The organism is Paenibacillus sp. Y859 (genome assembly GCF_056786405.1).
This window is the reverse complement of the sequence record NZ_JBXCIZ010000002.1, coordinates 432822-451444: the sequence shown is the minus strand read 5'-3', so window position 1 is coordinate 451444 and position 18623 is coordinate 432822. Positions and strand designations below refer to the sequence as shown.

General features: G+C 41.4%; 22 protein-coding genes. 2 read left to right on the top strand and 20 right to left on the bottom strand.

Annotated elements, in window-relative coordinates; all coding sequences use genetic code 11:
- Positions 1–16: 16 nt before the first annotated feature.
- The 16 genes from AC1TO8_RS06940 to AC1TO8_RS06865 form a co-directional block, all read right to left on the bottom strand.
- Positions 17–727, bottom strand: a complete 711-nt coding sequence (locus AC1TO8_RS06940; RefSeq protein WP_482054854.1) for a SpoIIIAH-like family protein — start codon at positions 725–727, stop codon at positions 17–19.
- Between the two features lie 42 nt (positions 728–769).
- Positions 770–1408 (bottom strand): stage III sporulation protein AG, encoded by a 639-nt coding sequence (gene spoIIIAG / locus AC1TO8_RS06935; protein WP_482054853.1) that lies wholly within the window; start codon positions 1406–1408, stop codon positions 770–772.
- Positions 1409–1424: 16 nt separating this feature from the next.
- Positions 1425–2174 (bottom strand): stage III sporulation protein AF, encoded by a 750-nt coding sequence (gene spoIIIAF / locus AC1TO8_RS06930; RefSeq protein WP_482054852.1) that lies wholly within the window; start codon positions 2172–2174, stop codon positions 1425–1427.
- 15 nt (positions 2175–2189) lie between these two features.
- Positions 2190–3380: a stage III sporulation protein AE gene (gene spoIIIAE / locus AC1TO8_RS06925; protein ID WP_482054851.1), complete on the bottom strand. Its 1191-nt coding sequence runs from the start codon at positions 3378–3380 to the stop codon at positions 2190–2192.
- A gap of 16 nt (positions 3381–3396) precedes the next feature.
- Complete coding sequence (gene spoIIIAD, locus AC1TO8_RS06920; protein ID WP_482054850.1) at positions 3397–3786, bottom strand: stage III sporulation protein AD; 390 nt, start codon at positions 3784–3786, stop codon at positions 3397–3399.
- Positions 3787–3796: 10 nt separating this feature from the next.
- The gene (gene spoIIIAC / locus AC1TO8_RS06915; RefSeq protein ID WP_438351414.1) at positions 3797–4000 is read right to left on the bottom strand and encodes a stage III sporulation protein AC; all 204 of its coding nucleotides are present in this window, start codon (positions 3998–4000) and stop codon (positions 3797–3799) included.
- Positions 4001–4013: 13 nt separating this feature from the next.
- Positions 4014–4532, bottom strand: coding sequence for a stage III sporulation protein SpoIIIAB (spoIIIAB, locus tag AC1TO8_RS06910; RefSeq protein WP_482054849.1), 519 nt, complete (start codon positions 4530–4532; stop codon positions 4014–4016).
- Complete coding sequence (gene spoIIIAA, locus AC1TO8_RS06905) at positions 4525–5523, bottom strand: stage III sporulation protein AA (protein WP_482054848.1); 999 nt, start codon at positions 5521–5523, stop codon at positions 4525–4527. The genes spoIIIAB and spoIIIAA overlap by 8 nt, the downstream gene beginning before the upstream one ends.
- Before the next feature lie 89 nt (positions 5524–5612).
- On the bottom strand, positions 5613–5879 hold the full coding sequence (locus tag AC1TO8_RS06900; RefSeq protein ID WP_482055249.1) for a YqhV family protein: 267 nt from the start codon (positions 5877–5879) through the stop codon (positions 5613–5615).
- A gap of 875 nt (positions 5880–6754) precedes the next feature.
- A complete protein-coding gene (locus AC1TO8_RS06895; RefSeq protein WP_482054847.1) occupies positions 6755–7714 on the bottom strand; it encodes a hypothetical protein in 960 nt (319 codons plus the stop codon).
- Complete coding sequence (locus AC1TO8_RS06890; protein ID WP_482054846.1) at positions 7675–8283, bottom strand: RNA polymerase sigma factor; 609 nt, start codon at positions 8281–8283, stop codon at positions 7675–7677. Before AC1TO8_RS06890 ends, AC1TO8_RS06895 begins: the two co-directional genes overlap by 40 nt.
- A 150-nt stretch (positions 8284–8433) precedes the next feature.
- Positions 8434–9687 (bottom strand): aspartate kinase, encoded by a 1254-nt coding sequence (locus tag AC1TO8_RS06885; RefSeq protein WP_482054845.1) that lies wholly within the window; start codon positions 9685–9687, stop codon positions 8434–8436.
- A 75-nt stretch (positions 9688–9762) separates the two neighbouring features.
- Complete coding sequence (gene efp / locus AC1TO8_RS06880) at positions 9763–10320, bottom strand: elongation factor P (protein ID WP_482054844.1); 558 nt, start codon at positions 10318–10320, stop codon at positions 9763–9765.
- A 101-nt stretch (positions 10321–10421) separates the two neighbouring features.
- Positions 10422–11501 carry a M24 family metallopeptidase gene (locus tag AC1TO8_RS06875; RefSeq protein WP_482054843.1) on the bottom strand — a complete coding sequence of 360 codons (1080 nt, stop codon included), beginning with the start codon at positions 11499–11501 and terminating at the stop codon, positions 10422–10424.
- 261 nt (positions 11502–11762) lie between these two features.
- Positions 11763–12209 carry a type II 3-dehydroquinate dehydratase gene (gene aroQ, locus AC1TO8_RS06870; RefSeq protein ID WP_482054842.1) on the bottom strand — a complete coding sequence of 149 codons (447 nt, stop codon included), beginning with the start codon at positions 12207–12209 and terminating at the stop codon, positions 11763–11765.
- Between the two features lie 380 nt (positions 12210–12589).
- Positions 12590–13084, bottom strand: a complete 495-nt coding sequence (locus tag AC1TO8_RS06865) for a YqhR family membrane protein (RefSeq protein ID WP_482054841.1) — start codon at positions 13082–13084, stop codon at positions 12590–12592.
- A gap of 223 nt (positions 13085–13307) precedes the next feature.
- On the opposite strand from AC1TO8_RS06865, the gene AC1TO8_RS06860 reads away from it, so the two are divergent.
- On the top strand, positions 13308–14300 hold the full coding sequence (locus AC1TO8_RS06860; protein ID WP_482055248.1) for a DUF1385 domain-containing protein: 993 nt from the start codon (positions 13308–13310) through the stop codon (positions 14298–14300).
- A gap of 7 nt (positions 14301–14307) precedes the next feature.
- A complete protein-coding gene (locus AC1TO8_RS06855) occupies positions 14308–14640 on the top strand; it encodes a hypothetical protein (RefSeq protein ID WP_482054840.1) in 333 nt (110 codons plus the stop codon).
- A 118-nt stretch (positions 14641–14758) separates the two neighbouring features.
- On the opposite strand, the gene AC1TO8_RS06850 is transcribed toward AC1TO8_RS06855, so the two are convergent.
- From AC1TO8_RS06850 to AC1TO8_RS06835, 4 genes are all read right to left on the bottom strand, one after another.
- Positions 14759–16339: a family 10 glycosylhydrolase gene (locus AC1TO8_RS06850; protein WP_482054839.1), complete on the bottom strand. Its 1581-nt coding sequence runs from the start codon at positions 16337–16339 to the stop codon at positions 14759–14761.
- A 110-nt stretch (positions 16340–16449) separates the two neighbouring features.
- A complete protein-coding gene (gene mntR / locus AC1TO8_RS06845) occupies positions 16450–16881 on the bottom strand; it encodes a transcriptional regulator MntR (RefSeq protein ID WP_482055247.1) in 432 nt (143 codons plus the stop codon).
- Between the two features lie 191 nt (positions 16882–17072).
- A complete protein-coding gene (locus AC1TO8_RS06840; RefSeq protein ID WP_482054838.1) occupies positions 17073–17786 on the bottom strand; it encodes a cytochrome c biogenesis CcdA family protein in 714 nt (237 codons plus the stop codon).
- Positions 17787–17797: 11 nt separating this feature from the next.
- Positions 17798–18592 (bottom strand): metal ABC transporter permease, encoded by a 795-nt coding sequence (locus AC1TO8_RS06835; RefSeq protein WP_482055246.1) that lies wholly within the window; start codon positions 18590–18592, stop codon positions 17798–17800.
- Between the last annotated feature and the right edge of the window lie 31 nt (positions 18593–18623).

Sequence of the window (18623 nt, the reverse complement as noted above, 5' to 3'; positions counted from 1 at the left end):
CTAACTTTAGCTAATATTAAGGTTTTACATTTCTTACACTAATTTTATTCTGAGATACATTCAACTCTTTCATGACTAGTTCTACGATATCCACCGCTTGATTCACATCCAATTTATCTGCCAGAACAAGCACTTCATACGCATCATTCTCTTCCTTTACAACGACTTCACCGAATTGCTCATGAAGTTCCTCTTCAATACCTGTAAGAATTGACTCCTTTTCTTCTAGACGTTTCAACTCATTATCCGCTTTAGCTAATTCTTCCGGGGTACTCTTCTGATTGTCTAATTTTACATATAAATCACTTTCTTTTTTGATATTACTTTCTTTGCGGTCCCATTGAACAGAATCCAAAATATTTCTGCCAGACACCGCTTGAGATGCAACCTCTTTCAGGATCTCGTCATCACTTTCATTTGATTTTGCTGTTTCTTCTGTTGCCTTCTCACTCATCTTTTCCTCTTCTTCTAATTCTGTATCAGATCCAATAGCTACATCTGGCATTTCTGTTGTCGCGGTGAGATCATTACCAACCTGCCCATCCGTTATCACTTCCGTAATTACAACTTCTTTATTATCAACGGACTGCAGTTCTATCACCTGTTGACTATCTGCAACTGGAATTTTCGATGTTCCCGAGTCTTCTGTAAAAAGATAATAAGCCGATAATATCACCATCAAACTGAGCATAGAAACCAACCATATCGTTTGTCTTTTATTATTCATTCCTAACTTCCTCCTTCGTCTTCTCAAAGATTAGATGACATATTACTCCTGTTTACGTGGAACGACTGAGATCCTAAAGCTGGGTACATTTAGTCCTTTGGATACAGCATCTACAACAAGATTGCGTACCACTTGATTCTCTGCCCCTTTAGCAACGACTAGCACACCCCTGATTTGCGGCTTGACTCTTTTAGTAATGATAGGTGTCACACTTCCAGATGACTCATAGGTGACAATTTCACCATCACGGGTATATTGAGTAGTATTCCGTTTACCCCCATTTGAATCATTCTCCTCAGATGTCTGTTGGGAATCTCGCACATTGCTTTTAATAACAATTTCTTCCGTTGAATCTACAGTCACTAACACATCGACCGTACCTACACCCACGACTTTTTCCAGAATCTCTTTAATGTTACTCTCGAACACCTCTTCAATACTGCCAAAGGAATCCACTTGTGAGCCTGTATTTTGAAACGTTTCCTGTATAGGAGTTGAACTCGGCGGCTCCCTTCCTATATTCTCATTCTCAATTTTTTTCACATTGACAAAGGAACTGAACAATACAATAGCTACTCCTACTAAACCAAGAATAATGAGCCAACGGAATGCAGATATTTTTTTAGCTCCGCCTGCCCCGCCACCGATCCATTGCTCGACCCTCTTATACCAGTTCCGCAATACCAACCACCCCCCTTTAGACTTTGACATCTTCTTCATTCAATAGAACACGAATTTGTTCTGCCCTTAAATTCCATTCGCTGCTAAGGAGCTTTTGAATATCTGCTGCCCCATTTATAACTTGAACAGTATCCTCATCGGATTGACTCGTATCTTCGCTACGACCATCAGATTGACCGCTACTCGTATTCACCGGCTCCACATGAACTTCCACTTTAACCGGAGCAATGGGGGCTATAGCAATTTGTTGTGCGTGATCTCGGTCCGGCTGTCCTTGAAGTTCTTCTGTATCTAACTGCAAAATAACATCCACTGAGGTAATCGATGGTGATTGTTGTTCATCCTTTGCTTTCAATGGAGGCAATGACAGCAACACCTTTACTTCTTGCACTTGTTTGCCTGTCTCGTTCTCGATTTGTTGCTTCATTTGTCTTGCAACCTCTTCACCAGCCCACTGAAGACTTTGGATTAGCTGTTGGCTTTTTATTGTCTCTGCTTGAGATAAAATCTGTTGTAATGTACTCTCTTTTCCATTGGTGAAATAGGCTGTATTCGCATCTTGATTCTGAAATGCTGCACTCAACTTCACTTCCGGCGAATCCGTTAGAAGGTTGATGATAGGCTGCATGAGAGTGAGCAGAATAAGTAAGCTGAGAACCAGCTTGACGTAGCGCTCCATAGAGCGGCTGGGTAGAATAAGATCGATAAAAGTAGCTAGAAGCACAACCATGATGACTTCTCTCATCCATTCGTTTAACCAAGTCATAGCCGCCCTCCTTCTTCACCTCATCATCACGGTTACATTCCCGGCCATTAGCAGGATTGTAATAGCCAGAAAGAACATTAATCCAACAACCGCCATGGCAGCAAATGCGTAAATCATACTTTTACCAATCGTCTGCAAGCAGGTCACAATCGGAGTATCTCCTAGTGGCTGCAATACAGCTGCTGCCATTTGATAAATAAGAGCAAGTGTTAATATTTTAATAGCGGGAAAGGCACATAGGAAGAGAAGGATAATGACGCCAGCCAGCCCGATCGAGTTCTTAACTAATAACGAAGCGGATATTACCGTATCTGTCGCATCCGCGAACATCTTTCCTACGACGGGGATGAAGTTACCAGACACATATTTTGCCGTCCGAATCGTTACCCCATCTGTTACAGAACTTGTAATCCCCTGAACGGATATGACTCCAAGAAATATAGTTAGTAATACTCCAAGTAGCCCAACACTTATTTTTTGCAATAAATTCGCCATTTGTGTCAATTTATATTTGTCAGACAGAGAACTTACAATGTGTAATAGTGCTGAGAAGAAAAGAAGTGGAAATACGGTCGTATGGACAACTGTCCCTACCGTGTGAATCATGAATACGATCAAAGGATGCGTAACAGATACCGTAACGATATTCCCCATAGATGCTAGTAGCGAGAATAGAAGTGGAATCATCGCCATCATGAATTCAATCATTTGATTAATAGCTGCCTTGGCGTAACCTATAGCGACGGAGAAGCTATTAATCGCAATAACCATAATGACCATGTAGCATAATGAATACGCGACTTTGCTCACATTATTTCTTTCAAATGCGGTCTGTAGCGTCTCTAGAATTAAACTCATAATACTTAGCATCACAATCGTAACTAAGAGCTTTCCATTGTAGAGCACTTCGTGCCAGAAGAAGGATGTCAGACCTGACATCACGTTCTTGATACCAAATCCTTCTCCACCGGGGAGTAACATATCCATAAAGGAAGGTGTCTTCTGATCAGGAAAGAATCCACCGTAATCTTTCATCAGTTGATCCCAATAACTTTCCACCTGATCATTGGGTAAGTTATTCGCTTGCTGTTGAATAAGTTGTTCACTCGGAGATTCAGCGTAAACACTGCCTCCCCACATCAGCATAATGAGCACCATCCATACAAATATATGTTTAACGTCTGGAGAACGTCGGCTTCCTAACATAGTAAGATCCTACTTTCTAGTGAGGCAGTAGCTTCATGACGGTTTCAATAATGATTCCTATGATGGGTATAGCTAGCACCATAATTAGCACTTTCCCTGCTAGTTCGATCTTAGTTGCAATACTTTCCTGGCCTGAATCCCTTACAATCTGGGACCCAAATTCAGCAATATAAGCAATGCCAATGATTTTGAGAATCGTTTTTAAGTAAATCATCTGAACTCCTGCTGATTCTGCCATTCGTTCTAGTTCACTAATGACGGAGTCGATTTTGCCGATCAAGAACAGAAAGATCAGAATACTTGTAGATGCGGTTAGCAGAAACGCAAACATCGGCTTTTGCTCTTTAATGATTAGAATTAGAATCGTAGATATTAGCCCGAGCCCAACAACTTGTATGATTTCCATAATGGCTCTCCTACTGGAACAGAAAGATGGATTTGATCTCTTGTAGCAGGTCATCGAGCATTCGAACAACCATGAACAGCACCACGATAAAACCGATAAGCGTCACCCAATGTGCCATATCCTCTTTTCCCATCTGTTTGAGCACCGTATGAATCATGGCGATGATGATACCGATTCCCGCAATCTGAAAGATGGCGTTCACGTCAATATTCATGTTCTGCACCTCACTAAAAGATCAAAATGACGACCAATATTCCAACTAAAAGCCCTAGGTTTTTGCTCAATTTACCGTATTTATCTAATTCCTCCCTCGCAGTCAACTCTTCATGTTTCAACTGCTCTGCAGCTAACGCAAGATGTTTCATCTGATCTTGACGATCACTTGTACCTAGAGTAAAACTAAGTTGATGGAGCACGTCCTTCTCCGTGGATTTCATAGAAGTATTCCTCCAATGATTGGCTAATGCCTGTTGGATACTTTCTTGAGCTGTCAATCCGTGTGGAGGATTCATGAACCTAGCTGCACTCTGAAAGAAAGATTTCAATGGTTCTCGTACCTGTTCTCCCATTTTGTGAAGCGCCTCTGGTAATGGTGTATATCCATAGGATATTTCTGTCTCTAGTCGCTGCATAGCTAGAATGAGCTCACGAATCTGCCGTGGCCGACTTTCAAACTGTCTAGCCTTAGTGATACCTGCTAGTGCACCGGCGACCACTATAATCAGCATTCCAATCAATTTAACCATAGGCATCAACTCCTTTTTGATTCGGCAAGGAAAGTTGGATGGATCGTTGTTGCCTATCGAGGATGCGAAAGTTCAACCGTCCCTCGACTCGATTGAGAATAACGTATACTTCAAACATCTGGTTCTCAATAAGGGTGGCCAAGGCGGGACGTTGTGATAGTTCGTCCACAGATGAGCCATGTGCTGTTGCAATGACGGATATTCCCGCATGAAGGGCTTCTGTAATAGCCTCCGCATCTTCAGCGCGACCAATCTCATCTACAAGCAATACTTCAGGCGACATAGATCGAATCATCATCATCATTCCTTCAGCCTTTGGACAACCGTCCATAACATCTGTCCTAGATCCTACATCGAAGCTAGGTACACCACGTATACTTCCGGCAATCTCCGATCGTTCATCTATGATTCCAACCTTCATCCCTGGCCATTTCACCGTTGTATGACCATAACTTCCATTACTAATTTGTCTGGCCATGTCCCTAATTAGTGTCGTTTTACCATGCTGAGGAGGAGAGAGAATGAGAGTATGCTTCATTCTTTTCTCCTTCCTATCTAGCAAGTGCGGAAGAATTTCATCAGACGCTCCATGAATCTCCTTTGCAATCCGGACGTTAAATCCACTAATATCTCGTAAGTGTTCCACCTTGCCACCGCTTAGAACGGTTCTCCCTGCTAATCCGATGCGGTGGCCTCCAGGTATCGTTATAAACCCTTTACGCAACTCCTCTTCCATGGTGTAAAGGGAATGGTTGCTAATCCTATCTAAGAGCCGATGACTATCCTCTCTTGCTGGCTTGTACGAATCCTCGACACGATATGTCAATTTACCACCCGCCGTGACGAAATGATGATCTCCAGCAGCATTAATCTCAAGGGGTCGCCCTTCTCTTATTCGAACCTCTTCCAATCGATCCAGCATGGAGGATGGTAATTGTTCAAGGAGCGACTTGATCGGTTCAGGAAATAGCTCCAACCAATTCATTTTCATGAATAAACCCTCCTAAAATTGTAGAGTTACTCGTTGTTTTCATACCTCATATGTATGCCTGTACTCCACTTTTATGACTATTAAGTCTATCATTTTTTCAAAATACCAATTAAGAGACAGGTCACTCCAAGCAGAATCCAACTCATTTTCGCCCATGATAACTTATCCGCCACCCCTATCAACCCGATGCTAGTCGTAATGATCAACACGGTCGGTCCAACAAAGGCCAACATCGTATTGATCGTAAGTGCTTTATCCACTTGTCCTACCTTTAACATAAACAGTGCTGCTGCAATTTCAATACTTCCTGAGATTAGACGCAGGGTCGCCATGCTGACTACGAACTTGTCCACAATCATTAACCTCCTTTATTTCACTCCTCCCCTCTAAGATATGCTCAAATCTCTTTTTTTAGATGTAGAGTTTCGCAGAATCTTTCATTTAGTTAGAATACGTGATCAAAAGTCGACTTTTCAGCACCGAGAAGATTGGATGAAGATAGGGAGTGAGGAGCGGAGCGTAGGCAGTACCTACGTGAGCACCGGAAGGACCGGCTGAATTCAATCTTCGAAGCCGAGTAAGCTTCTTGATATACTTCGTGATCAAAAGTCGAATTTTTGAATAACCTCTTAGAAGGAAACGCAAAAATAGACGCCCTGCGGCGTCCTTAGTGGGGGAGTTGATGTAGTAGTTTAAGAAGGTCATGTACTCTGGAGAACGAGCTATCTAAGGATGCTGTAAAAGCTACTAGCGTGAGTGGAAAGGGACTGGCTATGGGCTTCATCCGCTCTTAAAGTCATGTTCCTTGAATTATTCTCAATGGATGTAACACAACTTCAAAGGCGGAACGTAAACTTTCGCTCCATATCCATTCCCTTCTCTTGTTCTACTTTCTAGAGTTCTGCTAATTTAAGTGTAGTTTAGACTCTTATTCGCCGGCGGTAAATTTTCTAACCTTTCTAACGGAAACCACAGACCTTATTCTACGAAAAAACATCAACATGACATTCTAACGGAAATACAGACCTCTATATGCACATTAACAGCTCAAATTCGAAGAAAAAGACCAAATAAGGTCACTCACTTCCGCTAGAATTCCAAAAGTGACGATTTAGGTAAATTAGAGGCTGCTATTTCCGTTAGAAAATGTACGTGGTTACACTCCATGATGCCACTACACGCGGTGTCTCCATAGAAACTTCTACAACATAAAAATTCGCACTAGCTAACTCTACGTCATAAGTTCCCTGGCTAACTGTATTAATTGTTCCTTGCTTAATCTGTTATCTCCGTAAGTAGTCACCGTATAATATGCATCCTCTTCTTCGTTGTACCAGTTCAAATAGTGGTAACTTACGTGCTCTTTATTCACATGGTTATACACTACTTCTTGGCCTGCCACTATCATTTTATCCGCCTTATTCTCCGATTCCTGCTCCACAATCATTTTTCTACCATGCATCATCGTGGCTGAAATCCCTATATAACCTTCGCCATACGAATATACTCCACTTATTGATCCCGACTCCGACCACGGTATAGCTTTCATGTACAGATTCCCACTACCATTAGCTTTGTTAGTCTGAGCCATAAGATCATATAGCGTTTCCTTGTAAAGAATACTATTCTTCTCTAGTTCAGTAGTCGGAAATGTGGGGCTAACGGTGCCGTAGACAAAAGAATACTTGACAGGTGCTTCAGGAAGTACTGGCGCCTTCGTCCGCTCTATCTCTCTTAAAAAATCGGAATAAGCAGTGATCCGCCTCTCTTTATACTTAAATTGTAATTCTGACGATAGATCACTTGAACCCACATTATCCTTTACATAATAAGCGATCAGTTCTCCCGGCTTGGCAAACGCTTCTGCCTGCTGCTCATATTTATTATAAGTGGCTACCGGGATCTCCGTCCTTGGAATATGCTGCACCTTGACCGTTCCTGCTCCATTACGGATTTGAATATATTCTGAAGCCGCATAGGCCGTCACAGAGATCAGCAGAAGTAGCGTCAACATGCCTGCTGCCGCCATCGTTCTACTCATAAGCCTTTGTCGAAGTGGACGACGGCTGGCTACTGACGGCATTATTCGCCCCATCACCCGTTCAACTACGTCTATCTTAGGCAATTGTTCTTTATCGGCTGAAGCAAGTATTATATCTTCGTATTCATTGCTGTCTGTAGCTCGTTCCAAACGATCTCCTCCTCCGATTTCATAGCTTCTTGCACCTTCAACTTAATCCTACTCATTCTCTTACTCAGGGCATTGGGACTACTGCCCAGTATTTCTCCCATCTCCGCAAATGTTGTCTCCTCAAACACCCGCAGAATCAGTATGTTCCGCTCCTCCAGCGATAACTGCGACAATGCTGCAGCCAATGAAGGCTTGTACAATCTGTCATCCAGCTCTTGCTCTAAACTAGCAGATGCTATCTCCCATCGTGAAATACTCAGAACACGCTTATGCAGACGACGCCTTCGCAATAAATTCATGCAATGATTGTAAGCGATACGATAGAGCCATGAAGAGAATTGTACCATTGGTTTGTACCGGCGTATCGACTGATAGGCCTTAACCAAAATATCCTGTACTGCGTCCTCCGCATCCTGTCTGTTTTCTAACAAACGGTAGCAATAGCGGTAAATAGGCTGTTGAAATTGTTTGACGATCAAGGCATACTGCTCGGTATCTCCCTTTTGAATACTAACAATTAACGTTTCCAGCTCCTTTGAATCTAGCGAATCCTGTAGCGATGCCAACACCTCCTCAACCTTTATATTCTTTATAACACCTAACTAACGTAAAAAGTGCCCTGATAACTCATTTCGAACACATACTTTATAGTTATAAAAAGGACCTAACGGAAAACTCTCCGTCAGGCCCTACATATTACTTCCTTATTGCGTGTATGATTAACGACGGTCCTCAGGACCTCCAATAAATACTTGACTATCATTATCTAAATTATAAGCGGTATGAAGAGCTTTAATCACTTCATTTAAGTTATTCCCGTCAATAACACATGAGGTTTTGATCTCAGATGTGCTAACCATCTTGATACTTACGCCTTGTTTAGAAATAACATCGAACATCTGAGCAGCGACTCCAGGGTGGCTGATCATTCCTGCACCCACAATAGATACTTTAACTAATTGGTCTTCAGACGTAACTTCTCGATATGGAAGATCGGCTTTGAGACTTTCTATGACAGACAATGCATTGTCACACTCAGACAGCGAAACTGTAAATGAGAAGTCTGCCTCGCCATCCTGAACGCCACTCTGTACGATAATATCAACGTTAATACCTGCTCGTGCCAATGCACCGAATACTTCCGCAAGTACTCCTGGAGTATCGGACACACCCAAAATACTAATACGAGCCACATTCTTATCATAGGCAATGCCACTTACTACGACCCCTTGTTCCATGCTTGCTTCCTCCTTAACAACGGTACCTTCATTATTATTAAAACTGGACCGCACCACGAGGGTGACTTTATTATGCTTCGCATACTCCACTGCACGAGGGTGTAATACAGCTGCACCTAAACTAGCAAGTTCCAACATTTCATCATAAGATATTTCTTTAAGTTTGGTAGCACATTTCACAATACGCGGGTCAGTAGAGTAAATGCCATCCACATCGGTATAAATCTCACATACATCTGCATTAATCGCAGCTGCCAATGACACTGCCGTTGTATCAGAACCACCACGTCCGAATGTCGTAATCTCTCCATCTTCCGTCATTCCTTGGAATCCGGCAACTACAACAATTTTCCCCTGTTCCAGTGCGGCTTGAACACGTTCTGGCTTAATGTCTATAATTGTTGCTTTACCATGTACTGACTCCGTACGGAATCCAGCTTGCCACCCTGTAAAAGAAACAGCCTCACGACCTAGATGATGAATAGCCATCGATAACATCGCCATCGATATTTGCTCACCCGTTGTCATTAACATATCCATTTCCCGTGCTGGTGGCTCCGGATTCAATAATTTGGCTTGGTCAATTAACTCATCTGTCGTATCTCCCATAGCTGAGACTACGACGACACATTGATGACCTTCATCTTGCTTCTCAACGATGCGTCTTGCTACACGCTGCATCCGTTCCGTATTTCCAACGGAACTACCTCCGAATTTCATGACGTACAGTGACAACTTCGATTCACTCCCCACTCATAATAAACACGATCACTCTATTGCGATTCTCTATTACCCAATTCCTAGCACCTATTAGGCACGAGAAATATATTTACCATCGCGTGTATCGATTAATAACACATCATCCTCGTTAATGAAAAGAGGAACGTGAACCGTATGACCTGTTTCTAATTTAGCATTCTTAGTAGCCCCTTGAGCTGTGTTACCTTTAACTCCTGGCTCTGTTTCTGTTACTTTAAGCTCAACACTGTGCGGTAAGTTAATACCTAGAATTTCTCCTTGGTAACTAACGATATTTACAACCATATTTTCTCTGATGAAATTGAGTTCCCATTTAAGTTGATCACTAGTTAATGTAAATTGATCATACGTCTCATTGTCCATGAAAGCATGTTCTTGTCCACTAGCATATAAATACTGTACAGGACGGTTCTCAATAACTGCACGTCCAATCGTCTCACCTGCGCGGAAAGTACGCTCAACAGTGTTACCATTACGTAAGTTTTTCAATTTTGAACGAACGAATGCCGCACCTTTACCTGGTTTAACATGTTGAAATTCGATTACCGTATAAATATCCCCTTCAACTTCCACCGTTAGTCCTGTTTTAAAATCGTTTACTGATATCATAAAATAATAACCTCCTAAAAGTTTTTTAAAGCGTTACTTCCTGAATATACTTCGTAAAAAACTAGCATCGAAAGCATAAACTTAGTTTTTCGTGAAATATATTAACTACTCAACACAGTGTAATCTTTACTACAATGCGTCAATATAACAATACCCGTCTCTGTAATAAGTATATCGTCCTCAATACGAACTCCACCGATACCTGGCAAATAAATACCTGGTTCAACCGTAACAACCATTCCCGGTTGTAGAATATCATCACTTAGCTTAGATAGTCGAGGAGATTCATGCACTTCCATACCTAACCCATGCCCAGTACTATGACCGAACTGATCCCCATATCCATGTTTCTTTATGATATCACGGGCAAGTGCATCTGCTTCACGCCCTGTCATTCCTGACTTAATATGTGCCAGTGTATGCAGCTGCGCTTCCAATACAATATCATAGATTTCTTTCAATATGGGTTTCGGTTTCCCCAAGGCAATGGTTCGTGTTAAGTCCGAACAATACCCATCTAGTAATGCACCGAAATCAAAGGTAATGAATTCATCCCCTTCGATCATACGCTCACTTGCAACACCATGAGGTAAAGCGGATCGTTCACCTGATGCAACAATCGTATCGAATGATGATGATGTTGCCCCATGACTACGCATATAGAATTCCATCGCTAGATCAACTTCACGCTCCGTCATACCCGGCTTTACGACACCCAATATATAATTGAATGTTTCATCCGCAAGGTTGGCTGCTCGCTGCATGATCTTCATTTCATCCTCATCCTTAAATATGCGCAGTTGTTCTACTAATCCCTTAACAGGGATAAGCTTGATCGCGGGCTCTAACTGTTCCTTATAGGTGATATACGAGCTGTAAGAAACATCATCCTGTTCGAAGCCAAGTTGATCAATCTTACTGCTAACAAGCAACTCTCTAACAAGATCCATCACTAGAGTTCCATGTTCCACAACAGTGAAGCCTTTCGCTTGTTGCGGCGCTTGGGTCATGTAACGGAAATCTGTTAGCAAATATGCATCCGACAGAGTCACTAGAACATAACCTGATGATCCAGTGAATCCCGTTAAATAACGACGGTTAATTGGACTCGTAATGAATACCGCTTCCACATTCTTCTTTTGCATAGCTTCACGTAACTTAAGTACTCTTGAATTTCCCATCATGCTATCTCCCTTTCTACACTTTAAAAGGTTGTTCAAAAAGTCATCTTTTGATCACGAAGTATATCAAGAGGAGGATTCGACATCGAATATTTAATTCAGCCGGTCCTAGCATATGCTTTCGAAGTATGTTTCCTCCGGAAACATTTCAGGTGCTCACGTAGGGACTGCCTACGCTCCGCTCCTCACTCCCTATCTTCATTCAATCTTCTCGGTGCTGAAAAGCCGACTTTTTGAACATGCACTTTAAGGAAGGCAATACTACCGTCCCTGATCTTCCAAATGGCGCACCAATGCAATCAATCCAAGTTCATAACTTAATGCACCGAATCCAGCAATCTGTCCGATGGCAACTGGAGCAATGACAGAAGTATGTCGAAAAGACTCCCTAGAGTGAATATTAGACAAGTGTACCTCTACTGTTGGAATGCGTACAGAGCTAATTGCATCACGTAATGCATAGCTATAATGGGTTAATGCCCCAGGGTTAATAATAATCCCATCGGCGTTGTCCATTGCTTCGTGAATCCAATCGATCATAACTCCTTCATGATTTGATTGATAGAAGGAAATATCAACACCTAGATCGCTCGCATGTTTCCGAATATTATCTTCAATAGATTGTAAGTTTTGTGATCCGTAGATTCCCGGCTCCCTTACTCCTAGGAGATTGAGGTTCGGTCCATTGATTACCCATATAGTTGTCAAAATGATATTACCACCTTTTTAGAGGGTGTTCAAAAAGTCATCTTTTGATCACGAAGCTTACCAAAGAAGCTTACTCGACATCGAAGATTGGATTCAGCCGGTCCAAGCATATGCTTTCGAAGTATGTTTCCTTCGGAAACATTTCAGGTGCTCACGTAGGTACTGCAAGCGTATGCTTCCGAAGTCGTTTTCTACGAAAACGTGTAGCTCCGCTCCTCACTCCCTACCTTCATCCAATCTTCTGAGGCGTTTCAAAGAAACGCAGCGTCGTAAGCATAAACTTTAGTGCTGAAAACCTGACTTTTTGAACTCTAACTTTTATCAAATAACCATCTGCTATTTTACCATAGGTGATGCATTCTTGAGAAGTTATTTCGAGTTCAGCCTTCTACTTCCTTCGGTTCCCTTACCCTCTCATCTGTGAATTCCATAGCAATGGTGTATCCAATAAACAATCCCCACAAGAGATATAAGCAGAATTCACTGATTATCGTTGTTGCTGTCAATGCTGACAATGGCTTGACCATATCGAATTTTGGACCCAGCACCACAAAGATCACCAACCACCAAAACACTCCATATAGTATTCCAGGCCAGGGTCCCTTTACCTTTCGAAACAATAACACATAGATCAAGGAGACCGCTATAGAAAAAGCGATAAAGACCAGCAAGCCTACTAAATGACCTGCCCCACTCTTTAAAAATTCATGTTTAAAGAATGGTTCCGCTAAATAAGCTGGAATGACTTTTGTAAATTTGAAAATATAAAATATCCAATGAATCGTGCCCCAGAACAGACCTGCAAAAAAGCCAAGTTCCAAGGCAAAAGCATACTTATTCGTATATGTAGTAATTGTTTGTTGATGTTGATTCATTAATTGATCCTCCTACTCATATGACTATTTAACCAATTTCCTCTCTGCTAGTATGTTCATTTCATGTGCGGGCAAACCACAACTTCGATATCAAAACTAGATATTGATGAGAAAATTCGATACAATAGAGAGAATAAATATGATGGATTGTCAAGACGCTTACGATATGGCTTTACAATTCAATATTCACAAAAAATAAACCAACTTAGGGAAGGTGAAATGGTTGCCTCAAGAGTCTAAATCTGTCAGCTATGGTGGCCAAGCCGTCATTGAAGGCGTTATGTTTGGCGGAAAAAATATCAATGTCACTGCCGTGAGACGAAAGAACAATGAAATAACATTTCTGGAAGTGCCACGCCAAGACAAATCATGGGTGAAAAAGTTACGTAAAATCCCCCTTATTCGCGGCATTGTCGGTATTATAGATTCCAGTGCGAAAGGATCCAAGCATTTGAATTACTCAGCGGACGCCTACGCGGATGATGAGATTGAACCAGAAGAACGGACCAAACAGAAAGAAAAGGAAGAATCAGGATTAAGTTTAACGATGATGATTGGCGTTGCAGCAGTAGGTGTGCTTTCTTTCATCGTAAGTAAGCTAATCTTCACACTCGTACCCGTATTTCTTGAAGATTTCATATTTGGTGGGTTGTTTGATCACTACATCTTGCATAACTTAGTAGAAGGTGTCATCAAATTAGCACTACTACTTGTATATCTTTGGGCCATTACTTTAACACCAGTTGTCAAACGATTATTTCAATATCATGGTGCAGAACACAAGGTCATCTCTACCTACGAGGCAGGAGATGAATTAACTGTAGCGAATGTTCAGAAGCATAGTCGACTTCATTATCGCTGTGGTAGTAGCTTTATGATGCTAACCATCGTGTTGGGTGTTATCATTTATTCAGTTGTTCCGTGGGATAATATGTTGGATCGTGTGTTGCAACGTCTTATTTTATTGCCTGTCGTTATAGCTGTCTCCTTTGAGTTTCTGAAGCTTACGAATGCTATGAGAGAAACTCCGGTCTTACGTTATCTAGGCTATCCAGGGCTTTGGTTACAGTTGTTGACTACGAAGGAACCACTGGACGAACAAGTAGAAGTTTCGATCGCTTCTTTTAACCGAATGAGGGAGTTGGACGCTGAACTTGAGAACTCCAAAGCAAGTTCCTCCATCAGAACAGGAGCATTAGATGCTGTGAAAGGGTGAGAATGAGATGAAGAGTCAATCTATTTCCACATGGACAGTGATCGTATTGGCAGGAATCGGTTTGCTAAGCGACATCTTCTTCAACCAATTCATTCTATTGAAAAATCTTCTTATCCCAGTCATTGTGTTCATTGTTATATTTCTATTATTTAGACATTATCAGCCTAGTCGATTCAAGAGACATCCTAAGGTGAAACCATCTCGTAGAACGATGGACAAAGCTGCTGGAATGAGAAAAGGAACCTCCGGTTCGTCTTCCAAAAAGAATAAAGAATATCCTTTTCAACTCATCGAAGGGCAAAAAGGAAAAGACGATGATCAAATGCCAAAATATCATTAGATAGGTGGAAATGGATCTGTCATCCTTTTTAGGATAGATCCATTCTCCGCATCGAAAAAGGTAACCCCTGAGATCCTTACGGATTCTAGGGGTTACCTTTTTGAAATCTATAGTAATATTACTGTTTATAATATGTTGTAAGTGCAGGAATCAAACCAAGTGGATTATTCAGAATATGTCTTGCACTGAAAAAGATACTTCCGCCCACTTCTGGATCATTAGCATTATATTTCAGTTGGTTAATGATCTCTTGAGCATTCTGCCAGCCAACCTCAGTAGTTCCCAACTTATAAGGTGCATGACCTATATACAACTCCACGCCCGTCCTCTTCACTTCATTTACCCACCAATTCACCAACGTATCATACTGTACATTCTTATTGGATAGACTCCAGTATAGTTGGGGAGCCACGTAATCGATCCAGTCATTTTTAATCCAGGTCCGCACATCTGCGTAGTAATCATCATAAGAAGTAATACTTGCCTTAGTATCTGATCCTGTATGATCAGAGGCCTTATTGCGCCATACTCCGAATGGACTCACTCCGAAGGCTATATGTGGTTTTACTGATTGAATAGATGAATTTAATTGCTCAACAAATTGATTTACATTATCGCGACGCCAGTTAGCTTTTGTAGTTATTTTATTCGAATTATATGTCTTAAACGTGCTATCATCGTTAAAGGTCACTCCCGTTGGATAGAAATAATCATCGAGATGAACACCATCAATATTATAATTTCTAACCACTTCCATAATCACATCGATCACGTGAGCCCGCGCCTCTGGTATACCAGGGTTTATGATGAGCTGATTCTTAGTATTCACGATCCATTCAGGATGTTGGATCGCTACATGATTACTTGCCAATGTCACCGTATTGGTATCCGTATTCGCACGGAATGGATTAAACCATGCATGAAATGCCATCCCTCTCGCATGCGTCTCATCAATCATAAATTGAAGGGGATCATACCCAGGATTATTCCCTTGTTTCCCTGTCAACGTCTTAGACCATGGAACTAATGCCGATGGATAGAGTGCATCCCCCGCTGGACGAATTTGCACGAATACTGAATTTAAACCTGTCGCTTGTAGATTTTCAATTAAATAAATATACTCTTCCTTTTGCTTTTGCATATCCTCATAGGAGGCTACTGATGGCCAATCCAAATTATATACAGTGGATACCCATACGCCCCGAAGCGCAGCATTATTTATAACTTCATCTTCATCCCCGAAATCTGGTAACACCGCTTCACTAATTAACGTCACGGTCTGCTCTGCTTGATTCCAGTTAACTTGTAGCCCAAGTGCCTCTCCCACGAAGCGAAGCGGTACCATAGTACGGCCATTTTTAATCTGCACAGAAGCATCAAGCGGTACGATAGAACCATTTATCAGTGCCGAAGTTTTACCATTCGTAAGTTCAATCACTGCAATATTACTCTCTATCGTTACTGTTTTTGTACTTTGTGACCATGTAACGGTCGCTCCCAAGCCTTCACTAATAACCCGTAGAGGAACCATCGTAATATTTAATTTAGGAAGGATATAAGGCACGGTATCAGTTGTTAGTTGTACATCATCTAATAAAATACTTATACTTTTAGTTGTTTGTGCTTCAGCAGTACGATTTAATCCCGGAAATAAGATAATCATCATGAGTACTAACAAGAACCATTTTCTTAATTTCATCACTCTTTACCTCCACAATAATAATTTACATAAATAATGAGTGTTCAAAAGGTGACTTTTTGAACTACCTTTAATTAAAAAAGCACCTGTCTCTGAGGGCATGACAGATGCTAAGCTTGCGAATCACTAACTAATTCCTTGTGTACGTCACGTAATTGTTGTAATCTCTGTTCGTCCCGACGAAAATATTCTAATAGCATCTCAATCTGTGTAATGGAATCCCAACTTAAATGGTGCTCTATCCCTTCGACATCTGCATATATATTCTCTTCTTGGACACCTAACACCGTCAAGAACTCCTCTAGAAGTTGATGACGATCCACAAGACGTTTGCCGATCTTCTTGCCTTTTGGCGTCAATATAAGACCACGATATTTCTCATAGATAAGATATTCATCTTTGTCCAATTTCTGAATCATCTTAGTAACGGATGAAGGATGAACTTCTAAGCCTTCGGCAATGTCCGAAACACGCGCATAACCTTTCTCGTCAATCAGCTTGTAGATGCGCTCTAAGTAATCCTCCATACTAGGCGTTGGCATCTTCTTCCCTCTTTTCTCTTGAAGGATTATCAAGCCCTCTCGTACTTAGCTTAACAATCCCTCGCTATTAAACATGAACCCTAAATCCGAATACCCGCTTATGTAATGATACATGTTTCACAAGACACTTGGCAAGTCCCATCAGTGTAGAGCAACAACAATAACGACCAGATAACCTCTCATCATCTCACTTAAAACTTCAGCCACTCAGGTGTTATTTGTTGTAGCCAAATCGTAATTCTAAACATTTGGTCTGTAAATAAGAGGATTCCCATCAACAACATCAGTCCGCCCCCAATTTTCATCATCAGGTTAGAGTATTTCAGTATCCATTTGGTTGAACCAATAAAAAACGCAAGAATAAAGAATGGGATCGCAAATCCAACTGTATACGCTGTAATAAGTGGAAACCATGCTCCTGGCTCACTAACAGCCATAGCGATAATAGCAGCAAGAATGGGTCCAATACATGGTGACCAGCCTGCTGAGAAGCCTATTCCGAATATAAAAGAACCAATATAACCCGCAGGCTTAAATTTCAAATCCATCTTACGTTCTTTCATCAAAAACCTCGGTTGGAATATCCCTAATAAGAAAAGTCCCATCAATATAATCAAAATAGCTGACAATTGTCTAATCAAATCTCTATTATCTGAGAAAAACTGTCCAAAAAAACCCGCCCCGAACCCAAGTGTATAGAAAACGGCAGAGAACCCAAGAATGAAGGCCAGTGTATGAGTTAGCGTCCGGAAACGTACTTCTTTCTTATTCTGTTCGGTCTTAAGTTGTTGCACTGACATCCCTGTGATATAAGACAGATATGATGGATAAAGCGGCAAACAACATGGTGAAATAAATGAGGCTAGACCTGCGATAAATGCAAGTGATATGCTGATATCCGACATATTTCCACCTCCTAAATAGATAGTCCCTTCTTACCGATCATCGTCATCACAAGCATAGATATAAGCAATAATACGATAGTCGCACCTGGGGCAAGATTCCAAATCCCAGCCACCACCAGACCAACGACCACAGCTATCTCAGAAATAACGACGGACCATATAACGGACGCTTTGAAACTCCGAGCGATCAATAAACTAATAGCTACAGGAATCGTCAATAGGGCCGATACCAATAGGGCTCCAACGATTTTGATAGCGGTACTGACCACCAGTGCGGTAAGGACCGTAATCAACATATTAAGCAACTTAACTGGTAATCCACTTACGCTAGCTGCATCCTCTTCAAAGCTTAGTAGAAAGAACTCCTTGAAGAATAAAGTCACAACCAACACAACAATTACAGTAACCCCACCAACAACATATAGATCCGTCGTATCCAGTGTATAGATGCTACCGAATAAATAACTCATTACATCTGTATTATAACCCATCCCTAAAGTAAAAAAGAGCGAGGCCAAAGCCACACCACCAGACATAATAATCGCGATGGAAAGTTCTGCGTAGCTTTTATATGCTTTACGTAACCTCTCAATAGCAAAAGATGCTAGGATGGCGAAGACCAAACCTACTCCTAATGGGTACACTTCAATTAGAAATCCTAAGGCTACACCAGCAATGGTCACATGGGCAATCGTATCTCCAATCATGGAGAGTCTGCGCAGCACGAGAAATATTCCAATAAGAGGGGCTGTTAATCCAATCAATATCCCTCCGGCAAGAGCTCTTTGAAAAAAATCACTAAACATTATTTCAAGTGGCAATAATAACGACTCCTTA